20 protein-coding genes, 1 tRNA gene and 1 rRNA gene are annotated in these 20,201 nt (G+C 49.0%); 21 read left to right on the top strand and 1 reads right to left on the bottom strand.

The features are described from left to right. The first annotated feature begins 233 nt into the window (after positions 1–233). The 10 genes from rrf (at position 234) to tadA (ending at position 10,790) form a co-directional block, all read left to right on the top strand. Positions 234–350: ribosomal RNA gene (gene rrf, locus QZV31_RS10905) — 5S ribosomal RNA — on the top strand. Between the two features lie 313 nt (positions 351–663). After that, positions 664–1,572, top strand: a complete 909-nt coding sequence (dapF, locus tag QZV31_RS10900) for a diaminopimelate epimerase (RefSeq protein ID WP_295360527.1) — start codon at positions 664–666, stop codon at positions 1,570–1,572. Between the two features lie 220 nt (positions 1,573–1,792). Further along, positions 1,793–2,224 carry a DUF3887 domain-containing protein gene (locus QZV31_RS10895; protein WP_093731067.1) on the top strand — a complete coding sequence of 144 codons (432 nt, stop codon included), beginning with the start codon at positions 1,793–1,795 and terminating at the stop codon, positions 2,222–2,224. Positions 2,225–2,285: 61 nt separating this feature from the next. Then, positions 2,286–3,635, top strand: coding sequence for an AAA family ATPase (locus QZV31_RS10890; protein ID WP_295360524.1), 1,350 nt, complete (start codon positions 2,286–2,288; stop codon positions 3,633–3,635). A gap of 103 nt (positions 3,636–3,738) precedes the next feature. Further along, complete coding sequence (locus QZV31_RS10885; RefSeq protein ID WP_295360522.1) at positions 3,739–4,518, top strand: retron system putative HNH endonuclease; 780 nt, start codon at positions 3,739–3,741, stop codon at positions 4,516–4,518. A gap of 267 nt (positions 4,519–4,785) precedes the next feature. After that, the gene (locus tag QZV31_RS10880; RefSeq protein ID WP_295360520.1) at positions 4,786–6,171 is read left to right on the top strand and encodes a phosphomannomutase; all 1,386 of its coding nucleotides are present in this window, start codon (positions 4,786–4,788) and stop codon (positions 6,169–6,171) included. Then, a complete protein-coding gene (gene galU, locus QZV31_RS10875) occupies positions 6,168–7,052 on the top strand; it encodes a UTP--glucose-1-phosphate uridylyltransferase GalU (RefSeq protein WP_295360518.1) in 885 nt (294 codons plus the stop codon). Before QZV31_RS10880 ends, galU begins: the two co-directional genes overlap by 4 nt. 91 nt (positions 7,053–7,143) lie before the next feature. Further along, entirely contained in the window at positions 7,144–8,136 is a 993-nt protein-coding gene (galE, locus tag QZV31_RS10870; RefSeq protein ID WP_295360516.1) for a UDP-glucose 4-epimerase GalE, read from the top strand. A gap of 55 nt (positions 8,137–8,191) precedes the next feature. Beyond that, entirely contained in the window at positions 8,192–10,216 is a 2,025-nt protein-coding gene (locus QZV31_RS10865) for an ATP-binding cassette domain-containing protein (RefSeq protein WP_295360514.1), read from the top strand. Positions 10,217–10,292: 76 nt separating this feature from the next. Continuing rightward, positions 10,293–10,790 (top strand): tRNA adenosine(34) deaminase TadA, encoded by a 498-nt coding sequence (gene tadA / locus QZV31_RS10860; protein WP_295360512.1) that lies wholly within the window; start codon positions 10,293–10,295, stop codon positions 10,788–10,790. 127 nt (positions 10,791–10,917) lie between these two features. Here the strand turns inward: tadA and QZV31_RS10855 are convergent. Further along, a tRNA-Ser gene (locus tag QZV31_RS10855) sits at positions 10,918–11,006 on the bottom strand. A 154-nt stretch (positions 11,007–11,160) separates the two neighbouring features. Between QZV31_RS10855 and QZV31_RS10850 the strand changes: the two genes are divergently transcribed. The 11 genes from QZV31_RS10850 to QZV31_RS10800 all read left to right on the top strand — a co-directional run bounded on the left by QZV31_RS10850 (position 11,161) and on the right by QZV31_RS10800 (position 20,200). Beyond that, positions 11,161–12,057, top strand: a complete 897-nt coding sequence (locus QZV31_RS10850; protein ID WP_295360511.1) for an oxaloacetate decarboxylase — start codon at positions 11,161–11,163, stop codon at positions 12,055–12,057. A 251-nt stretch (positions 12,058–12,308) separates the two neighbouring features. Beyond that, positions 12,309–13,754, top strand: coding sequence for a hypothetical protein (locus tag QZV31_RS10845; protein ID WP_295360510.1), 1,446 nt, complete (start codon positions 12,309–12,311; stop codon positions 13,752–13,754). A gap of 70 nt (positions 13,755–13,824) precedes the next feature. Further along, positions 13,825–14,511, top strand: a complete 687-nt coding sequence (gene tsaA, locus QZV31_RS10840) for a tRNA (N6-threonylcarbamoyladenosine(37)-N6)-methyltransferase TrmO (protein ID WP_295360509.1) — start codon at positions 13,825–13,827, stop codon at positions 14,509–14,511. 183 nt (positions 14,512–14,694) lie between these two features. Next, the gene (locus QZV31_RS10835) at positions 14,695–15,114 is read left to right on the top strand and encodes a thioesterase family protein (protein ID WP_295360507.1); all 420 of its coding nucleotides are present in this window, start codon (positions 14,695–14,697) and stop codon (positions 15,112–15,114) included. 93 nt (positions 15,115–15,207) lie between these two features. Further along, a complete protein-coding gene (locus tag QZV31_RS10830) occupies positions 15,208–15,849 on the top strand; it encodes a coenzyme F420-0:L-glutamate ligase (RefSeq protein WP_295360505.1) in 642 nt (213 codons plus the stop codon). A 12-nt stretch (positions 15,850–15,861) separates the two neighbouring features. Next, on the top strand, positions 15,862–16,392 hold the full coding sequence (locus QZV31_RS10825) for a hypothetical protein (protein WP_295360503.1): 531 nt from the start codon (positions 15,862–15,864) through the stop codon (positions 16,390–16,392). 20 nt (positions 16,393–16,412) lie between these two features. After that, positions 16,413–17,174, top strand: a complete 762-nt coding sequence (rdgB, locus tag QZV31_RS10820) for an RdgB/HAM1 family non-canonical purine NTP pyrophosphatase (protein ID WP_295360501.1) — start codon at positions 16,413–16,415, stop codon at positions 17,172–17,174. 75 nt (positions 17,175–17,249) lie between these two features. Further along, positions 17,250–17,738: a metallophosphoesterase gene (locus QZV31_RS10815; protein ID WP_093731053.1), complete on the top strand. Its 489-nt coding sequence runs from the start codon at positions 17,250–17,252 to the stop codon at positions 17,736–17,738. Positions 17,739–17,787: 49 nt separating this feature from the next. After that, positions 17,788–18,633, top strand: coding sequence for a fumarate hydratase (locus QZV31_RS10810; RefSeq protein WP_295360499.1), 846 nt, complete (start codon positions 17,788–17,790; stop codon positions 18,631–18,633). A 12-nt stretch (positions 18,634–18,645) separates the two neighbouring features. Continuing rightward, positions 18,646–19,212 carry a Fe-S-containing hydro-lyase gene (locus QZV31_RS10805; protein WP_295360497.1) on the top strand — a complete coding sequence of 189 codons (567 nt, stop codon included), beginning with the start codon at positions 18,646–18,648 and terminating at the stop codon, positions 19,210–19,212. 274 nt (positions 19,213–19,486) lie between these two features. Further along, complete coding sequence (locus tag QZV31_RS10800; RefSeq protein WP_295360495.1) at positions 19,487–20,200, top strand: hypothetical protein; 714 nt, start codon at positions 19,487–19,489, stop codon at positions 20,198–20,200. Position 20,201 lies beyond the last annotated feature (1 nt).

Here is a 20,201-nt window from a genome sequence, read left to right as displayed (position 1 = left end):
TGAGCGGACCGGTACTAATCCGTCGAGGGCTTGATTTAAAAGATTGTGAGTGAGGACGCGTAAGTGAGTAGTTTCTTCTGTAAAGTTTTGAAGGTCTGGGAAGACCTGAAGGAAGAATGAGGATTTTCAGGGGTTATGCAAGGAAGGCAAGCGATGGGAGATGATACTGGCGTATATCGACCGAGCGAGCCGCAGGCTGACGAAGCAGAAACCTGAAAATACCATTCAGAAGATCCGGTGACGATGGCTGAGAGGTACCACCTGTTCCCATCCCGAACACAGCAGTTAAGCTCTCACGCGTCGAAAGTACTGGGCTGGAAGCGGCCTGGGAGGATAGATTGTTGCCGGTCAGAGATAAAGCCCCCGTACTACACGTGCGGGGGCTTTTACTATGGGTCAGATGTATGGGATTTTCGATTTTTGCTTATTCTTTTTAACTTCTTGTATATTTCTAGGAACGCTGTCTCCCTTCAACTTTTAATAATTTTTAAGATTTTCCCGGTTTTATTACTTGTTCATTTTTGTGAAACACGATATAATAAAATAATCATGTATTAGCGATTTAACGTTAGCTATAATGTTGATACAAATAATAGTTAATATAATATATGGCTAATAAATAAAAGGTGAAGAGAAGGAAAGTAGCGGCAAGGGGATGAAGTGATGAAATTTAAATTTTCCAAAATGCATGGCTGCGGAAACGATTATGTTTACGTAGATTGTACACAGCAGGAAATGTCCAATCCGGAAGCAGTGGCAAGATTCGTAAGCCGGTATCATTATGGTATAGGGAGCGACGGATTGATTTTAATCTGTCCTTCTGAAGTGGCCGATTTTAAAATGCGTATGTTTAATGCTGACGGTTCGGAAGGAAAGATGTGCGGAAACGGGATTCGCTGCGTGGCAAAGTACGTATATGATTATCATCTGACTGATAAGAATCCGGTTTCCATTGAAACGCTGGGCGGTATTAAAACCATTGACCTTAGCATTGATAACGGTAAGGTGACGGAAGCAAAGGTTGATATGGGACAGCCGGAAACACGTCCCCGTATGATTCCTATGATCACGGATCATTATATTTTCGTGGACCAGTCTCTGGTTTTGCGGGAGACGACCATTGTGGGTACGGATAATAAAACGTATAAGGAGAAGTTCTTCTTCAACGGGACGGCCGTTTCTATGGGAAACCCGCATTTTGTTGTGTTTGTGCCGGATGTGGATGCGCTGGATCTGGAAGATTTGGGACCGCAGTTTGAACATCACAAGTTGTTCCCGGAAGGCGTGAATACTGAATTTGTGCAGATTATTGACGAGAACACAGTGAAATTCAGAGTCTGGGAGCGTGGCAGCGGAGAAACGCTGGCCTGCGGAACCGGAGCCTGTGCCGTGAACTATGCCTGCATGAAACTGAAAAAGGCCGGCGCTATGGATAAACCATTGAATGTCCAGGCACGGGGCGGAATGTTAAAAGTTACGTATGAAAGCGGCAGTAATCATATTTATCTGCAGGGACCTGCTGTTGAAGTGTTCTCCGGAGAAATCGAAATTCCGGAGGAAGCGCTTCAATAACGACCATGAAAGAGGATATGTCAGTTTTTAATTAAGAAGAATTAATGTGTCTGTGTTTTTTAATCAGTGTTGTAGTCAGAACTGTGAATTTAAGTTTTCCAAAATGACGCAACTTTGCCATAAAAATACAGTACTATTACTATGCTGATACGAGTCTGTCAATGACAGGTAAACGTATATATTATTTAAATAGAAATTTTAAATTTCAGGAGGGAAAACAATGAAAAAGAAAGTAATGTTATTTTTGATGGCGATTATGATGAGCTTTTCTGCGATGTGCTATGCCAGCTATGGCTCGGACTTAGACGCAGAAACTAAAATTGTGGATCAGTTTTTCGCCGGCGGAGACTATAAGAAAGCTTCCGCTTTTATGGATCCGTCTTTAGCCAAGGATTTGACCGCAGACAGATATAAGGAAATGTTTGCTAACATGAACAAAGAATTAGGAAAAATGGTTCAGAAAGACCTTCGTGTGTATCAGGTATTTTCCGACGGCCATGTTCTGGTTTATGCGGCCAAATTTGAAAAAGGGGCTGTCATGGAACTGGATGTTGCGTTTAAAGTTACCAACGGAAAATTCTCTATCATGAATTTCCGCGTCGTTGATCCGAATGCACAGGCTCCGGCAGAAAACAACGCTGCTAAAAAATAATCTATCCTTTACCGGACAGGGAAACCTGTCCGGTTTTTTATAAAGGAGGCATTGGCATCCTATGTATGTATCGAAAATCAGAATGCAGAACTTTCGCTGCTATACAGATTTTACTATGCAGTTCAGTCCCAAAGTCACTGTGATTGTTGCAGAAAACGGCAGAGGGAAGACCGCGATTTTAGATGGCCTTGCCATAACGATGGCGCCATATCTGGCAGCTTTTCCCGGTATTAAGGCACGTAACTTCCAACCGAATGATGTCCGGATGGTAGTGGATGTTCCGCAAACGCAGGATGAATTGCAGATTAAGCGAATGAAGTATCTGCTACCGGTTGTACTGGAAACGGAAGTGAAAGCCGATGACGGAAAAGCATATTCCTGGAAAAGGGAATTAAAATCGGTCAAGGGTAAAACCTCTTCTGTTTCTGCAAAGTTCGTTTCTGATTATGGGAAAAGAATTGCGGACGAGTTGAACCAGCCGGGGGATCAGGATATCATCCTTCCGGTTTTGGGTTATTACGGTACCAGCCGTATGTGGAATGACAGTTCGCTGCTCAAACGGAAGAAAGTGGATCTGTCCAGAAGCAGCGGCTATGTGGAGTGTTTGGAACCAAGCGGATCGTATAATACCTTTGCCCAATGGTTCCGTTATGCTACGGAAAGCGCGCTGGAATATGACCACATCATTGCGGAAAAAAAGCTGAACAAAAAGAATCCCTACCGTGAAATTTTGAATGCCATCAACAAGGCGATCGTTACCTGCATCCAAAGTATGGGCTGGACGGATTTAAAATACAGTTTTGCGGCTCAGAACCTGCTGATATGCCATCCGGAAAAAGGAGAACTGCCGTTGGAGGCTATGAGCGACGGAGCCCGAAGCGTCATCAGCATGGCGGCGGATATTGCGTATCGTATGGCTCGTCTTAATCCGGATATGGGTGAAGATGTCACCCTGAAAACGTCCGGCGTAGTTCTGATAGATGAGGTGGACATGCACCTTCATCCTTCCTGGCAGCAGACCGTTGTCAATGACCTGGTCAAGGCATTCCCCAAGGTACAGTTTATTGTTACAACTCACAGTCCGCAGGTTCTGACCAGCGTGCCTGCGGAATGTATTCGGATCCTTCATTGGGATAACGACCTGGTGGATATTGAAGAACCGACATTTTCGCTGGGAGCGGAAAGCAGCCAGTTGCTGCGGGATATCCAGCATGTGGAGAGCCGGCCCGGCTCCCTGCCTATCGTACAGGCACTGCAACGCTATCTGCAACTGGTCAATGAGGACAAATGGGACAGCGAAGAGGCGCTGGCGTTACGCGAAACACTGGATCAGTGGTCTCAGGGAAGAGAACCTGCGCTGGTCCGGGCGGATATGGATATCCGGGTGCGTAATTTCCGCAGAAAGAAATAAGAAACTGTGAAGATATGAATTGCGTTTTCAGACTGGCGAAGAAACAAATTTACTGGTGATAGTTTCAAAGGTATTCATTTTCAGGGGAAGGGTGGCGTAACGTATGAAACGGGTGCAAAAGAGTCCGGATGAACCGGAATTGCTGGCTCGCTATAAACAACGTTATCCTCATGATACCTGGGAAAAGTTTCATCACCGCAGCAGAGACGGCTATCGTCAGGTAAAGCGGCAGTTGCTTCGCGATCAGCACGGGTTATGTGCGTATTGCGAGATTAATATAAAACTGACGGACGAAGAAGACCGGGTAGACGATTTCCGTGTGGAACACTTCCATCCCAAGGTGGGAACGGAACGTGAAGAGCGCAATTATCATCTGGAATGGAAGAACATGCTGGGAGCCTGTCATGGAGGAAGCCAGCCCAAGGTGGCGGAAGCCGATTACCGTTTTTCCAAAGTAAAGGAAGACCGGAGCTGTGATGTTCCCAAAGGCGGGAAATTCATTAACGCGGAAATCCTGAACCCGTTGCAGATACCTGCTAAGGAAATGCTGTTCTGCTTTGATTCGTTTTCCGGCGCCATGTCCGTAGACGAAGACCGCTGTCCGGAAATGTTACGCAAAAAGGCCTGCAATACGATTGTGGAACTGAATCTGAATGCGCCCCGGTTGAAACGGCTTCGCAAGGCAGTAATCGAAGTACTGCAGGAGCAGGTGGCCGAGCTGACGGGGCAGGGCGTTCCCATTGAAGAGGCCTTGGACCAGCTGGCCCGGGAATTACTGATACCGAATTCCGATAATAATTATCTTGCCTTTTTTACCACCATGCGCTGGTTTTTGGGTGAAGCGGCGGAGAATGTGTTACGGGAACGGAACTATGATATTTGATTGAAAGCCCTGAATTTGTTTTTCAGATTAGCCGTTTTTATTTTTCGATTTATTTGAAGCGTGGTCTGTTTTCAAAACGTGCAGCCAGACGAATGAATCATCGCTTTCTTATAGTTATCGGATGGAAGCTGGGATAAAGGGTTTACGGCCCATTTTATTCCGCTTCTTTCTTTTTTGCAGGATTTTTTGTGTTTTGGTAGAATATACAATTTATGAAACAAGTTTGGATATTGCTCATCGCGCTTTGTTTGGGCTCAATGAGGGATAATGGTGAAATGGGGGATCGCGGTGATTAATACAAAGGCATTTAAAGCATACGATATACGCGGAATCTACCCGGAAGAGGTCAATGAAGAGCTGGCGTACCGGGTGGGCAAAGTGTTTTGCGCCTTATTCGGAGCAGAATCTGTTGTTGTAGGCTGTGATATTCGCCTGACGGGACCTAAACTGCTTCAGGCGCTGTGTGACGGGTTGCAGGATGGAGGCGCTAATGTAATTGATATCGGCCAGTGCGGTACGGAAATGATATATTTTGCTACTGCATTCCTGAATGTGGATGGCGGTATCATGGTTACTGCCAGCCATAATCCGGCAGAGTATAACGGTTTGAAGCTGGTGCGGCGGGATGCAAGGCCGGTGGGAGTTGATACCGGTCTGTTGGAAATTGAGCAGATGGTAAGAGGGGACGATTTTCCCCATCACCTGATGGCAGGAAAAGCGAGAGGCATCCTGACCCGGCAGAATATTATGAAGCCGTATGTGGAACACATTTTGCAATACATTGACCGTTCCCAACTGAAACCGGTCAAAATTGTAGTAAATCCGGGTAACGGCGGCGCCGGTGCAGTACTGGACGAACTGGAAAAATATGTGCCGTTCCGGTTTATAAAAATCAATTATGAACCGGATGGAACCTTTCCAAATGGTGTTCCCAATCCCATGCTGGAAGAGAATCGCAAATGTACTGTGGAAGCGGTGCTGAAGCATCACGCGGATTTCGGTATTGCCTGGGACGGTGATTTTGACCGCTGCTTCTTTTGTGATGAAACAGGACAATTTGTAGAAGGATATTATCTTGTGGGACTTTTGGCTGAGCATTTCCTCCATAAGTATCCGGGATGTAAGATTATGTATGATGCGCGGCTGACCTGGAATACAGAAGCGATTGTAAAAAGTCATGGCGGCGTACCGGTCCGCTGCAAGAGCGGTCATGCCTTTATGAAGCAGTGTATGCGGGAAAACGGTGTGATTTACGGCGGGGAAATGTCAAGCCATCATTATTTCCATGATTTTACGTTCTGTGACAGTGGCATGATTACGGCGCTGATTGTTTCGGAAATGTTATGTTCCTGCGGGAAAACACTTTCGGAACTGATTGGCAGCATGGAGGACGCGTTCCCCTGCAGCGGCGAGATCAATCGGAAAGTCCCGGACAGTAAGGCCGTTCTGGAAAAATTAAAAATGAAATATAAAAACGGCAAGGCCGATACATTGGACGGACTGAGCATAGAGTTCCCGGATTGGCGCTTTAACCTGCGGGCGTCCAATACAGAGCCGGTGATCCGGCTGAACGTGGAAACCAGAGGTAACAGAACACTGTTAGAAGAAAAGACGCAGGAATTATTACAGGAAATAGGCGGTGAACCAGCATGAGCATACGTTTTAAAACCATTACAAGAGCCGTAATTCCGGCAGCAGGATTAGGCACCCGCTTTTTGCCGGCTACGAAAGCAACGCCGAAGGAAATGCTTCCTATTGTGGACAAACCTACGATCCAATACATTGTTGAGGAAGCGCTGGCCAGCGGGATAGAAGATATTCTGATCATCACAGGTCGCAGCAAGCGGGCGATTGAAGATCATTTCGACCGAAGCATCGAACTGGAACTGAACCTGGCAGAAAAAGGAAAGAATGAGTGGCTGGAAATGGTGCGGAGCATCTCGGATATCCGGATTCATTATATTCGCCAAAAAGAACCGAGAGGACTGGGGCATGCGATTTTATGCGCCAAGCAGTTTATCGGCAACGAACCGTTTGCTGTTTTGTTAGGCGATGATGTGGTGTATAATGATGAAAAACCGGCCTTGCGGCAGCTGATTGATGTATATGAAAAAACAGGCGCTTCCGTGTTAGGCGTGCAGGAAGTACCGCATGAAAAGGTTTCTTCTTATGGTATTGTAGCCACAAGAGGAACCAGCGATCCCCGGACATTTGCTGTGGCAGATATGGTAGAAAAGCCGCCGGTGAATGAAGCGCCTTCCAACATGGCCGTGCTGGGACGTTATGTTATCACACCGGAAATCTTTGAGCTTCTGGAACATACCGATCCGGGGGCTGGCGGGGAAATCCAGCTGACAGACGGTCTGCGTTCCCTGCTGAAGATACAGCCGGTCTATGCTTATAATTTTGAAGGACGCCGGTATGATGTGGGCGACAAACAGGGATTTTTGGAAGCGACTGTGGAGTATGCCCTGCGCCGTCCAGATTTGCATGATGGTTTCTTAAAATATTTGAAGGAAATCGTTGTAAAATAAAAGTTACTTTTTATTTTGAAAATAGAGCCGCTTGCTGTACAATAGTGTAAGCGGTTTTGTTTATAAATCTTAATTATGAGGAGATTTTAGTATGAATATTTTGGTAACAGGTGGTGCCGGCTACATCGGCTCCCATACGGTACGGGCGCTGGCAGCGTCCAAGGATTTTACACCGATCGTATACGATAATCTGTCTACCGGGCATGAGGCCTCTGTACCGGATGATGTGCAACTGATTACCGGAGATATCCACGATGTGCCGTTCTTAAAACATATCCTGGCAGAACATGAAATCGACGGCGTCATTCATTTTGCTGCTTCTTCGCTGGTGGGCGAATCCATGACGGATCCGGCCAAGTATTATTATAATAATGTGGAAGGAACGTTGCATCTGCTGATCGCCATGCATGAAGCAGGAGTAGATCATATTGTGTTTTCTTCTACTGCAGCGGTGTATGGGGAACCGAAAAAGACACCTATTAAAGAGAACTTTCCCACCGTTCCCACTAACGTTTACGGACGGACCAAGCTGATGATTGAAACTATGATGAAGGATTTTACCATGGCCTATGGTATGGACTATGTGGCACTGCGCTATTTTAACGCGGCCGGCGCTGCCTTGGACGGTTCCATCGGGGAAGACCATAACCCGGAATCCCATCTGATTCCTCTGATTTTAAAGGCGGCACAGGGCGTGCGCGACCATATTTCCATTTACGGCACAGATTATCCCACACCGGACGGTACCTGCCTGCGGGACTATATCCATGTATTGGACCTGGCGGATGCCCATGTGCTGGCGATGCAATACCTGGCTGATGGCGGTGCCAGCGATGTGTTCAACCTGGGAAGCGAGGCCGGCTTCAGTGTACGGGAAATTATTGAAACGGCCAAAACGGTTACGGGTATTAATTTTAAAGTTGAGGAAGAAGCCCGGCGTGCAGGAGATCCTGCGGTGCTGATCGCCTCCAGCGCCAAGTGTAAAAAAGTATTGGGATGGAAGCCGCAGCACAGCAACACGGAAGAAATAATTAAAACGGCATGGCAGTGGCATAAAGAGCATCCGTATGGATTTGGGAGTTAAGGAACTTTTTACGTTGGGAAACAGTCAATACGTTACAACATAATGGGAAATATCTATGCAATTAATCGTTGATAAACTGGAGAAGTCCTTTGGCGTGCAGGAAGTATTCAAAGACGTCAGCTTTATGATCGCCAAAGGAGAAAAGATTGGACTGGTGGGAGTTAATGGCAGCGGAAAATCTACGCTGGTAAAATGTCTGCTGCGGCCTGACTATGCCGACCGGGGGACTGTCAGCTTCGAACCGGGTATTAATGTAGGGTATGTGGAGCAGGGCTTTGGAAGCATTGGCCGTGAGTCTGTATGGGACTTTATGCTGAAGGCCAATCCCGAAATCCTGTCTCTGCGTCAAAAACTGGCAGAACTGGAACAGGCATCGGCATCCGGTAACCAGGAAATCCTGGACAGCTACGGCCGCGTTACCCAGCGCTATGAATTCCTGGACGGATACCATTATGAAGCAAAATTAAAGATGGTTTTATTTGGCCTTGCATTTCCGGAATCCATGTGGGGAATGCAGGCAGCTTCTCTTTCCGGGGGCCAGAAGACGCGCCTTCTCCTGGCGGCGGCTCTGGTTTCTTCACCGGATTTTTTATTGCTGGACGAACCGACGAACCATCTGGATATCCGTATGATGGAATGGCTGGAAGGATACCTGCGGGATTTCAAAGGCGGCGTACTGGTGGTCAGCCATGACCGGGCCTTTTTAGACCACGTTGCTACGCGGATCCTGGAAATGGAAGGGGGGCATATCCGCTCTTTTACCGGGAATTACACAAAATACCTTGCGCAGAAAGAGATTCTGGCTAAAACAGAAAAAGCGGCATACGATGCGCAGCAGAATTTCATAGCGGAACAGGAGGCTTATATCCGTCGTTTTAAAGCGGGGATCAAAAGCAAGATGGCCCGGGGCAGACAGTCCAGACTGGATCGGCTGGAACGGCTGGAGGCGCCGGTGGAGAATGAAAGTTTTTCCCTGCGCCTGCCGAAAGCACCGGAGTCGGCAGAACGTGTATTGATCCTAGAACATCTGAAAGTAGGATACGGGGATAACGTACTGGCGAAAGATGTCGATTTGGTGCTGCGCCGCGGAGAAAAAGTAGGGCTGATCGGTCCGAACGGCAGCGGCAAGACTACCATGCTTCGAACGATTCTGGGAGAAATTCCCGCACTGGGCGGGGAGGCGAAAATCGGCAACCGGGTTAAAATCGGTTATTTTTCACAGAGTTATGAACGGCTGAAAACGGAACAGACCTTGTTGGAGAATTTCCTGACAGAGTATGGCCTGACGGAAGAACACACACGCTCGCTGTTAGGCGGTATGCTGTTTCACGGTGATGATGTATTTAAGGAAATCGGCACGCTTTCCGGAGGGCAGAAAGCGCGGCTGGTGTTGTTAAAACTGGTGCTGGACGGTGCAAACCTGCTGATATTGGACGAACCTACCAACCATCTGGATATTCTGGCGAAAGAAACGGTGGAAGCAGCGCTGGAAGTCTTTGACGGTTCCGTGCTGGTGGTCAGCCATGACCGGTATCTGGTTAATGAAGTATGCGACAGGATCTGGGAGATTGAGGGTCACCGGATTCTGGATTATAAAGGCGATTACGGATTTTATCTGGAAGAAAAGCAAAAGAGAAAACAGGCAGAAGAGGCTGAGTCTTTCATAAAAGAACAGCAGGTGCGAAAGGAGAAAGCTCCTGAATCCTGCAGGGAACAGGAAGCAAAAGGAAACACCGCTGTGAAGCGGGAAAACGGGGAAACTTCTTCGGAAGTGGTTCGCGATGCAGGCAAACCCTGGGACGGAAAAATTAAGAAACAGGAAATTAAAAAAGCCCGCAGGCACAGTCCGGCGCAACTGGAAGAACTGATTGCGAAAGTAGAGTTGCGGCTGCGTGAACAGGAAGCCATGTTAGGCTGGCTGGACAAGCAGATTTCCATTCCGGAAAATCATCTGGACCTGGAAAAGAGCAAAGCCATGGCGGCCGAACGGGAAGAATATGTAAAGACCATTGACGGGTTGGTCCAAAAGTGGGAAGAACTGTTGGAAGAGCAGGACATGCTGGAGCAGGAAGATAAGTGAGCGGAACCGAAAGGATACGTTGCATTTCCTGACAGCATAGAATGCAATAAAACAGTTTTCAATTTTAACAGGTTTTATGATTGTATTATTGAAGAAGCGGATGATGCGAATGGAAATGAACCACGAGCAATTTATGGAGTTGGCGTTGCAGGAAGCTGAAAAAGCGGTAAAACAGGGAGAAGTCCCCATCGGGGCCGTTATAGTTAAAGACGGCCGGGTTATAGCCAAAGCCCATAATATGCGGGAGCAGTGGCTGGATGCTACCGCTCATGCAGAAGTCATCGCAATACGGGAGGCCTGCGAAAAATTACATAACTGGCGCCTTTCCGGCTGTACCCTGTATGTGACGGTGGAGCCCTGTCCCATGTGCGCCGGCGCCATTTATAACAGCCGGGTTGATACGGTAATCTTCGGCTGCCGGGATAACCGGGCGGGGGCCGTTGAATCATTATTCAATGTGTTGACTCATCCGCTGCTGAATCATCAGCCGCAAGTCATCGGCGGCATTCTGGAGGATCGGTGCGCGGCAGTGGTCAGGGATTTTTTTGCAGATTGCAGGGCAAAAGAAAAATAACAGAGAAAAATAAAAAATGCGTCCCTCATGGCGAGAGACGCATTTGTATTTTGAAGAATGTCAGGCTGCAGGTTTTTGATAAACGTAAAAGCAGAATACGTAAATCATGAGCGCTGTTTCAGAAAAATGGCGGAGCGGGTGGGATTCGAACCCACGTGCCGCGGACGGCTAACGGATTTCGAGTCCGCCTCGTTATGACCACTTCGATACCGCTCCGTAACAATAAACCTGCAATGTATTATACCACAAATTTCAGGAATGTAAAGATTTTCTGCAATTGGACAGGAACCTGTGGAAAACCGGAAAGAATTCGTGTACAATAATAACAAAGCAAACCTGATTTGGTAACGTTTGTTAAGAGGGGGTTTTTATGAAAACTGCGACACAAAAACGGAAAGAATTGCGTAAGCTGCTGTCCGGCAAAAATATTATCTGTGTTCCGGGGGTAGGCGATGCGCTGACTGCTAAAGTTGCCCAGGCTGCCGGAATCCGGTGTGTGGCCATGGGCGGTTACAGCGTAACGGCGGTGCATCTGGCACAGCCGGATGTGGGGCTGTTGTCCATGACGGAAATGGCTACGGCGTTGAAAGAAATCTGTGACGCAACCGATATTCCTGTCATTGCCGACGGCGACAACGGGTACGGTAACGCACTGAATGTGATCCGTACGGAATATGAATTTGAAAAAGCCGGGGCGGCCTGTATCTTTTTTGAAGACCAGGTGTGGCCGAAACGATGCGGGCACATGGACGGCAAGCAGGTGATCACGGCGGACGAACATGTACAGAAAATTCGCGCCGCGGTGGAAGGCCGCGTGGACAAAGAAACCATGATTATGGCGCGTACGGACAGCCGGGCCGTATATGGCATCGAAGATGCTATCGAACGATGCAAACGGTATGCGGACGCAGGAGCGGAAATGCTGTTCGCCGACGGTCTCTGCACACGGGAAGAGATTGAACGGTTTGCCAAAGAACTGAGAGGTTCTGGCGCCTTTTTGGACGCCAACATGATTGAAGGCGGCAAAACGCCCATCATTCCGGCGAAGGAACTGGAACAGATGGGGTATTCCGTTGTGTTCTGGGCCTGCAGCGCCGTGTATACCGTTACCAAAGCACTGTACGATCTGTTCAGCGGCCTGAAAGAAAACGGAAATACGGATGCGACGGCTGCCGGCATGATGGAGTTTGGAAAGTTCAATCAGTTTATCGGGCTGGACCATTACAAAGAACTGGAACGGAAATACAAAGTGGACAGAGACGACTGAAAAGAAGGAGACCTGCAACGGACAGACGAAAACTGACCGGCTGCAGGTCTTTTCATACATTGAAATTCGGTTTTATAGTTTTGGCTTTGTCATGTAAAAAACACATTTTTATTTTACTATGCAACCGAAGAAAACAGAAAAGATGAAATCCGGTTGTAAAATATGCTATAATAATAGCGTATTGATTATGGTATCGCACGTAATGTTTTGTAAGCTGTTTTTAACTCGTTTACCCGGAAAGGAGGATACCGATGAAAAAATTTTTTGCGTTGGTTCTTTCATTCTGCCTGTTCTGTGGGATTGCCTTTGCTGAGGGAGAGACCTCTGAAAATACAAATACAGGCGAAAACAAGCAGGGTTCTCTGAATCTTGGCTCTTTGCCGGAACGGAAGACTAAGAGTTCGCTGGAGGACGTACTGTCGGCCCAGGATGCAGACCGGATCCAAAAGGCAATCTCTGATGCCCTGGTCAGCTTTGCGGAAAAAGATGAGGCGCTGTCTGTGGAAGCCTGGTCGGAAAAGGTACTGCAGGAAAAGATGGAAAATGCTTCAAAAAACCGCGTGACGGAAATCGTCCAGGAGATTCAGGATGCGATCCGCGAAACGGAAGAACAGAACCGTTCCCTGGCAGAAGCTGTGAAAAATGGGGAAAGCAAAAAGAGCTGGATGGATGGCCAGCTGAAGAAATATATTACCAAAGCGGTGGAACTGACCGGTGATGCGCCGAAAGTGACCAGCCATGGCCGCAACAACGGTTTTACCATTGCGGGCAAAAACTGGAAAGGCCGGGCATTGAGCGACAGGGAAGCCCGCCTTATGCGCGACGATCTGGAAAAAGATAAGGACCGCGGCATTAAAACCGCCGTGGCGGTAGGTCTTGTATTGGCAGCGGACAGCGGCAAGATTTCCATAATGAATCAGGCGGCGCCCCGGCAGCTTACCATGATTGCCATCAATGCGGTTGAAGAAGCCAAAACCGTGTTAAAAGTTAAAAAGGGCATCATCTCCGGTAAGGAGGGCGTGGAGAAACTGACGGATACAGCTATGACATCCCTGATCGGTATGCTGGCCGGCTTTGATTACAAACAGATCGGTTTTCTGGCGGGGACAGCGGCAGGAACTGCGGCAGGCGGTGCGCTGGAAGGCGCGACCGGCGGCATCAGTTTAGGCTCGATTACTATTAACGGCGCGTTGCTGGGCGCTTATTTTGGCGAGAAAATCGGCAGCCATATCGGCGAATCCATCAACGCGACCATGGATGAAAAGCTGAAAGTCCGGATCATTACGGAATTTGAGAGCTTCCTGGGCGGTACGGTGGCGACGGTGCTGAATATCCATGATGTGCAGAAAGCATTGGACAGCATGGAACAGGAAAGCGAAATCAAACTGACGGAAGAAGCGGCCAAAGCAATTAATAAGGCAAAAGACGGTGCAGTTTCTTTTGGAACTAGTGCCGGTAAAACCATGAAAGACTGGGGTACCAGTGCCGGAAGTACCGTGAAGTCTTGGGGCAGCAGTGCAGGGAGCACCGTAAAAAACTGGGGCAGCAACGCCGGCAGTACGATTAAATCCTGGGGCCGCAGCATAGCCGACTTTTTTGGCAATGCCGGACAAAGCATCGGTAAAGGCTGGAACGGACTGGTAGATAAAGTGAAAGGCAAAGTGAGCACGTTGCCCGGCGTATTATCGTTTGTGTAAGATGAATAAAAAAAGAGTAAGCAGCTTGCCAAATGGCAGGCTGCTTTTATCACTGTGAAAGGAACGTGTTATGTCTGTAGAAGTGTATCCTGTAAAAATCATCGGCCACATCCGCACGGATTTTACCAGCAAGTTTGGCGTACCGAGGCAAAGCGGCATCGTGGATGCGCTGGAAGCAAGAATTGAATTTGAAAAGGAATTTGCCCAACCGGAAGCATTCCGGGGACTGGAGGGCTTCTCCCATTTATGGATCATCTGGCAGTTTTCGGAAGCGGTACGCAGCAACTGGTCTGCCACGGTGCGACCGCCCCGGCTGGGGGGCAATACAAGAGTGGGTGTGTTTGCCACCCGTTCGCCGTTTCGTCCCAACGCCATCGGGCTTTCTTCGGTAAAAATCAAAAAGATTGAGCCGGATACACCGAAAGGCCCTGTGGTTTATGTAAGCGGCGCAGACCTGATGGACGGTACTCCGATTTTGGATATCAAACCTTATCTGGCGTATGCGGATTCTCATCCGGATGCGGTGGACGGATTCGCCGGGCAGGTGAATTATCAGAAAGTCCGGGTTGTTTTCCCTGTAAAATTATTGGAACAGATACCGGAAGAAAAACGGGAGGGACTGCTGGGTGTGCTGGAGGAAAATCCGGCGCCTCATTATCAGAATGACCCGGAACGGGTTTACGGATTCGGTTTTGCCGGAAAAGAAATCAAGTTCAGAATGCAGGACGGCGTGCTGACGGTGGTGCGTGTTGAATAAATGCGCTCAGTCATCGCACAAATTCATTTAATCAGCGTTTCCTTACGTTTCCGTATACAAGAACCTGTAAAAATGCTATAATATTATATACGTTTTGAAAAATGGAAGTGGTCATACGATATGACAGCTTTTTGTAAAACAAAATGGAAAATGCAGTTACGATAAACGAGGAAGGAATGCAGCATGATTGCAATTCGTGACAGGGTTCGGTTTGAAGAAACAGACCTGATGGCGGTGGTTTACCATTCCCGTTATCTTCCCTGGCTGGAAATGGGGAGGGTAGCGTATCTTCGCGCCTGCGGGGTAGACCTGAATGTGTTAATGGAGGACGGCATCCTGTTTCCCATTCGGGAGATTCAGGTAAAATACAAACATTCGGCCCGCTTTGACGATGAATATGAAGTACAGACCACGCTGCGGGAATTTAACCGGGCCAAGCTGGTTTTCGATTACAAAGTGATCCGTGTGAAGGACGGTACGGTTTTTGTGGAAGGAACCACAACCAACGTATTCGCAGATAAAAAAGGAAAGATAGTGCGGCTTCCTGCTGAATGGTTTGACCGGATCAATGCAGTCTATCAGACAGAAGCGAAAGCATCGTAAGCCGGTACGGCTTCGCTGCTTCGGAACGGATAATTAAAACAAAACAGTTATAGAATACAGTTTAAACAAATTGAATCAGAGGTGTGTGTATTCATGGAATATGAAATTATACCGGTGCCCACGCGAATTCTGACATCCCGGGATGATATCGTGGAAGCGGTGAAGGAATACGGAAAAGGCAAGTACGGGCCGGACGACGTGATTTGCGCAGCGGAAAGCGTGGTGGCGATTACCCAGGGGATGGCTATGCGGTGCGAGGAATTCAAACCGGGTTTTCTGGCCAAGACCCTGTGCCATTTCTTTCCTTCCTACGGAAGCATCAGCGGCTGGTACTGCATGCAGGCGCTCATTGATACGGAAAGCAATGCGAAAGTACTGTGGGCGTTTATTGTGGGTGCGGTAACAAAGCTGCTGGGGAAAAAAGGCGTGTTTTACCAGATGGCTGGCTATCAGGCACGGCTCATCGACGACGTGACCGGGACCATGCCGCCTTATGATAAGCATATTGTCTATGGCCCGAAGGAACCGTTCAAAGTGGTAAAGGAAATGAAAGAAGCCTGCGGCGTGTACGGCGCGGTCATTGCCGATGTGAATGACCTGAAGCGGGCGGCCATCATCGGCTGGACCGACGGAGTAGACCCGGACAAAGTTTCCAAAATTCTGATCGACAATCCATTTGGCAACGCCAGCCAGAAAACGCCGATCTGTATCATCAAAAATTACCGCAAGGCGTAAGGGGGACAGAACATGATCGTAGTAGGCGTTATTCTGGTACTGATTGCGCTGGTTGTCCTGTTTACGCTGCAGCTGATTTCCAAGCATGCCGCATCGGACAAGCAACTGGTATTTTTCAGGGACAAACGGACGCAGGCCAAACTGATTTCCAAAACGGATGAGAAGATTGAATTCGGTGTGGATGTGCCGTATGAAAACAAAAGTCGTGACGAAGGCATCTTTTTGGACGCGTTTGTCCGCATCTATCTGCCGGATGAGCAGTATAACGGCGTGTTGCTGCGGGGCCGGGTGAACCATCCGGCTGCGCCTCGTACCGACGATTACTTTGAGGCCCGGCTGGTGCCGCCGGGAGAAAAGGCACACCTGACCGTTACCTTTGAGGCAACGCCCCGCAACGGTAAAAAGACAGCGGAAGAAGCATTGCTGGCTATGCCTGATGTGGAGTTTGCCCTCTACGTGGAACGCCGGGGACGCATGGAACTGTTCCACAACAAAGAGAACATTTTACTGACAAAAGAAGAAGTACATAATCTTCTGAAATAATGCACATGCAGGAGGAACGCATGGGAACACTGGTGATTGCAACATCCAACTTAGGCAAGCTGGATGAATTTAAAGAAATGTTTAAAGAATTGCCTGTTGAACTGAAATGTCTGGCAGATTATCCGCCGCTGCCGCCGCCCAACGAAAACGGCCGGACCTTTGCAGCTAATGCAAAAACCAAAGCGACGTATTACGCAAAGCATTTAAATGAATTCTGTCTGGCAGACGACAGCGGACTGGAAGTGAAAGCGCTGGGCGGTGAACCCGGTGTGCGAAGCGCGCGCTTTGCCGGCGACGAAGCCACGGACAAAGAGAACAACGATCTGCTGTTGCAGCAGATGAAATTCCAGATTACCCGCACCTGCCGGTTCCGGTGCGCATTGGCGGTAGCCAATCCCACCGGGCGGATCGTGGCGGAAACGGACGGCAGCTGCGAAGGCATGCTATTGCACGAGCCGCTGGGGGAAAACGGTTTCGGTTACGACCCGCTGTTCTGGTCCACAGAGCTGCACAAAGGGTTAGGGGAAGCTACAGCGGAAGAGAAAAACAAGATCAGCCACCGGGGCAAAGCGGTCCGCAAGCTTATTGCGATGTGGAAGAAAGCGGCTAACAACAAGAACGGAAAACGTCAGGAGAAACAGGGACGGAAATATTCCAATGAGCAGCAGGTGAACGGGAAAGCTGAACAAGAGAATGGAGCGTCGAAACCGGAAAGGGAAGCACGGCCGGATACGAAACCGGAAGTGAAAACGGAGTCAAAGCCGGAACCGGAAACAAACTGAAAGGTTGCACCTATCCAGTGACGTGTCGTTTTCGGTCATTCACAAAATACATATAACAGAGAGATTTCAAACATTATGAAAATAGGAATTATAAGCGATACCCATGGCAGCATGGCGGCTATACGGAAGGTTTTGGCCACTGCGCCGCCGGTGGAATGCTGGATCCATTGCGGCGATTATGCCATGGATGCCAATGCGCTCCACAACATGATAAACCAGACCGTATACGCAGTATCCGGCAACTGCGATGTGATGCGCGGCCCGGTAGAAGCCAAGCCGGACTGCTTTCTGGAAATCGAAGGCTTTAAACTCTGGGTTACCCACGGTCACCTGTACATGGGGGAAACGCGACAGATCAGCGAGCTGGCCTGGTGGGGACAGAGCATGGAACAGGACATCGTAATCTTCGGCCATACCCATGTTCCCGTGTTTAAACAAATCAGCGGCATCTGGCTGCTGAACCCCGGCAGCCCGGCCCGGCCCAGGGAGGGAAGCCACGCAGGTTTTGCTGTCCTGACCCTGAACAGGGGACATATGCCGGCGGTTGAGTTTATGGAAGTGTAAGTTTTGCAGGTTGGATTTATTAAAAACATTAAAAGGAGGGATCATCCACATGAGAGACATCGACGTGAAAGAAGTGACCCGGGCCGTAGCGGAATGTTGCATTGATTCCTGCAACAATCTGCCGGAAGGTGTGCTGAAAAAACTGGAGGCTGCCAGGAAAGAGGAAATTTCCCCGTTAGGCTGCCAGGTTCTGGACACCATTATCGAAAATGCAAAGCTGGCCAACAAGAAACAAGTGCCCCTGTGTCAGGACACGGGTCTGACCGTAGTCTACATCGATATCGGACAGGAAGTGCATTTTACCGGCGGCGACCTGTGGGAAGCTATCCATGCCGGCGTGGCCAAAGGTTACACCGAAGGCTACCTGCGTAAATCTTCCGTAGACGATCCCGTTTTCCTGCGCAAAAACACGCAGGACAATACCCCTGCCATTATCCACTGTCGAATTGTGCCGGGAGATAAGGTGCATCTGGTGATTTTGCCAAAAGGCTGCGGCAGCGAGAATATGTCACAGCTGCGCATGCTGAAACCGGCCGACGGGCTGGAAGGCATCATCAACTTTGTACTGGAAGCGGTCCGGACCGCAGGACCCAACCCCTGTCCGCCGGTAACGGTTGGCGTAGGTGTGGGCGGCAATGCGGAAAAAGCTACGGAATTGGCAAAATTTGCGCTGGCCCGCAAGATCGGCGAACACAATGCCAACCCCGAGTATGCGAAACTGGAAGACGACCTGCTGGCGCTGGTGAACAAGACAGGCGTAGGCCCTGCCGGCCTGGGCGGCAAGACTACGGCGCTGGCTGTGAACGTGGAATACGCTCCCACTCATATCGGAGGCATGCCCTGCGCAGTAATTTTTAACTGTCATGCGGCCCGCCGTTCCGAAGCGACCATTTGAGGAGGTACCATCATGAGTGAAATCAAATACATTACCACGCCGTTGACGGAAGAAACCGTAAAGGATCTGCACGCCGGTGATTTTGTCCGGATCACGGGTCCCATCTATACCGCCCGGGACGCAGCCCATAAGCGTATGTATGAAGCGCTGGGCCGGGGCGAAGCGCTGCCTTTCGATGTAAAAGGCAATGTGATTTATTATGTGGGACCTTCGCCTACCAAACCGGGTGAAGTGGTGGGCAGCGCCGGCCCGACCACCAGCGGCCGCATGGACAAATACACTCCCACCATGATCGAGCAGGGCATGAAAGGCATGATCGGCAAAGGCTTCCGTAACGATGCGGTGGTAGAAGCCTGCAAAAAGCATCATGCAGTTTATTTTGTAGCCATTGGCGGAGCGGCGGCTGTGATTTCCCAGTCCATCCGCAGCGAAGAAATGGTTGCCTTTGAAGATCTGGGACCGGAAGCGATCCGTCATTATGAAGTGGTGGACTTCCCCGCTATCGTGGGTATCGACATTGAAGGTAACGACGTGTACAAACTGGAAATTGCCAAGTACGCGGAACTGCTGAATAAGTAACAATGGTTAAGATGTAAATATAAACTGCAAGGGAAAGGCGTCGCAAAACCGTCAACGATTGCTGTTTCATGGATTCATTCGTCTGTGGCTTCGAAACTCGAGGCTTCGCCTCTCAAACAGTCGCGCCACGACGACGAATTTCATCTCATGAAATTGCGCAATCGTTTCCGATGTTTTGCTTGTGTCTTTCCCTTTGCGTTTATTTTAAGTGATTCGGATTGAATTATTCCTTAAGGAAACACGTTTACTGTAAAATTGAACGGAGGTGTGCCGCTTGCATCAGGCAGAAGAATTTGTAAAACAAATCGTGGGAGAGATTGGCCGACCGTCCTACATGCAGGAATTCTTAAAGCAGGGAAAAGATAAAAAAGCTATTGAAGACGTGGCAAAAAAACTGAAACAGTTCAGTGAGAACATGTCGGTGCTGCAGCCTATAGCCATCAAAGGGTTCATGGTTCCTTCCGGTTCGCTGATGCTGTTCCGGTATCTGCTGGAAGAACTGGATGCTATGGAAGAAATGCTGCAAGAGGATGCGGCACTGGAAGGTGAGAGGAAAACAAAAGCGGATCGTAATCCGGGAGTTACATCTGCACGTCATAAAGAACCGGACGCCATGACCGCTGCACAAAAAGAGGAAATGCGGACCCGTGTGGGTATTGTGCGGCATCGCTTGCTGGAGATGATGGAGAGTCTGCTGTCCCAGCACATTGCAGACCAGATAGAGCAACGCACGGATGAAAAGGCGGCACAGGAGGCATTTCAGCAAAACGGGTATCTGCCGTTGTACGTGGATGAAAAGACCATGGGCATCGTATACAACACGCTGACCGTGCAGCTGTTGCTGGATCGGTTCAACCTGCTTTTTGAAGGCGTGTTTGCGCCTGTGGACCAGGAAACTGTCAATTCGGTTATGGCTAATGTGCTGGCGCCCTATTGGAAGCAGAACGCCCAGAGCATTCTATTTACGATGGAAGAAGAGAAAAAGTAAG

The sequence above is a fragment of the uncultured Succiniclasticum sp. genome, assembly GCF_902793885.1.
Taxonomy (GTDB): Bacteria; Bacillota; Negativicutes; order Acidaminococcales; family Acidaminococcaceae; genus Succiniclasticum.
Note: the sequence above shows the minus strand (reverse complement) of the source record. Positions and strands in the feature narration are given on the sequence as shown.

What these genes read in the sequence shown, in the direction of transcription:
- dapF (WP_295360527.1), top strand. Translation starts at nt 664, where the DNA reads ATGAAATTTAAATTTTCCAAAATGCATGGCTGCGGAAACGATTATGTT.
- QZV31_RS10895 (WP_093731067.1), top strand. Translation starts at nt 1,793, where the DNA reads ATGAAAAAGAAAGTAATGTTATTTTTGATGGCGATTATGATGAGCTTT.
- QZV31_RS10890 (WP_295360524.1), top strand. Translation starts at nt 2,286, where the DNA reads ATGTATGTATCGAAAATCAGAATGCAGAACTTTCGCTGCTATACAGAT.
- QZV31_RS10885 (WP_295360522.1), top strand. Translation starts at nt 3,739, where the DNA reads ATGAAACGGGTGCAAAAGAGTCCGGATGAACCGGAATTGCTGGCTCGC.
- QZV31_RS10880 (WP_295360520.1), top strand. Translation starts at nt 4,786, where the DNA reads ATGGTGAAATGGGGGATCGCGGTGATTAATACAAAGGCATTTAAAGCA.
- galU (WP_295360518.1), top strand. Translation starts at nt 6,168, where the DNA reads ATGAGCATACGTTTTAAAACCATTACAAGAGCCGTAATTCCGGCAGCA.
- galE (WP_295360516.1), top strand. Translation starts at nt 7,144, where the DNA reads ATGAATATTTTGGTAACAGGTGGTGCCGGCTACATCGGCTCCCATACG.
- QZV31_RS10865 (WP_295360514.1), top strand. Translation starts at nt 8,192, where the DNA reads ATGCAATTAATCGTTGATAAACTGGAGAAGTCCTTTGGCGTGCAGGAA.
- tadA (WP_295360512.1), top strand. Translation starts at nt 10,293, where the DNA reads ATGATTGTATTATTGAAGAAGCGGATGATGCGAATGGAAATGAACCAC.
- QZV31_RS10850 (WP_295360511.1), top strand. Translation starts at nt 11,161, where the DNA reads ATGAAAACTGCGACACAAAAACGGAAAGAATTGCGTAAGCTGCTGTCC.
- QZV31_RS10845 (WP_295360510.1), top strand. Translation starts at nt 12,309, where the DNA reads ATGAAAAAATTTTTTGCGTTGGTTCTTTCATTCTGCCTGTTCTGTGGG.
- tsaA (WP_295360509.1), top strand. Translation starts at nt 13,825, where the DNA reads ATGTCTGTAGAAGTGTATCCTGTAAAAATCATCGGCCACATCCGCACG.
- QZV31_RS10835 (WP_295360507.1), top strand. Translation starts at nt 14,695, where the DNA reads ATGATTGCAATTCGTGACAGGGTTCGGTTTGAAGAAACAGACCTGATG.
- QZV31_RS10830 (WP_295360505.1), top strand. Translation starts at nt 15,208, where the DNA reads ATGGAATATGAAATTATACCGGTGCCCACGCGAATTCTGACATCCCGG.
- QZV31_RS10825 (WP_295360503.1), top strand. Translation starts at nt 15,862, where the DNA reads ATGATCGTAGTAGGCGTTATTCTGGTACTGATTGCGCTGGTTGTCCTG.
- rdgB (WP_295360501.1), top strand. Translation starts at nt 16,413, where the DNA reads ATGGGAACACTGGTGATTGCAACATCCAACTTAGGCAAGCTGGATGAA.
- QZV31_RS10815 (WP_093731053.1), top strand. Translation starts at nt 17,250, where the DNA reads ATGAAAATAGGAATTATAAGCGATACCCATGGCAGCATGGCGGCTATA.
- QZV31_RS10810 (WP_295360499.1), top strand. Translation starts at nt 17,788, where the DNA reads ATGAGAGACATCGACGTGAAAGAAGTGACCCGGGCCGTAGCGGAATGT.
- QZV31_RS10805 (WP_295360497.1), top strand. Translation starts at nt 18,646, where the DNA reads ATGAGTGAAATCAAATACATTACCACGCCGTTGACGGAAGAAACCGTA.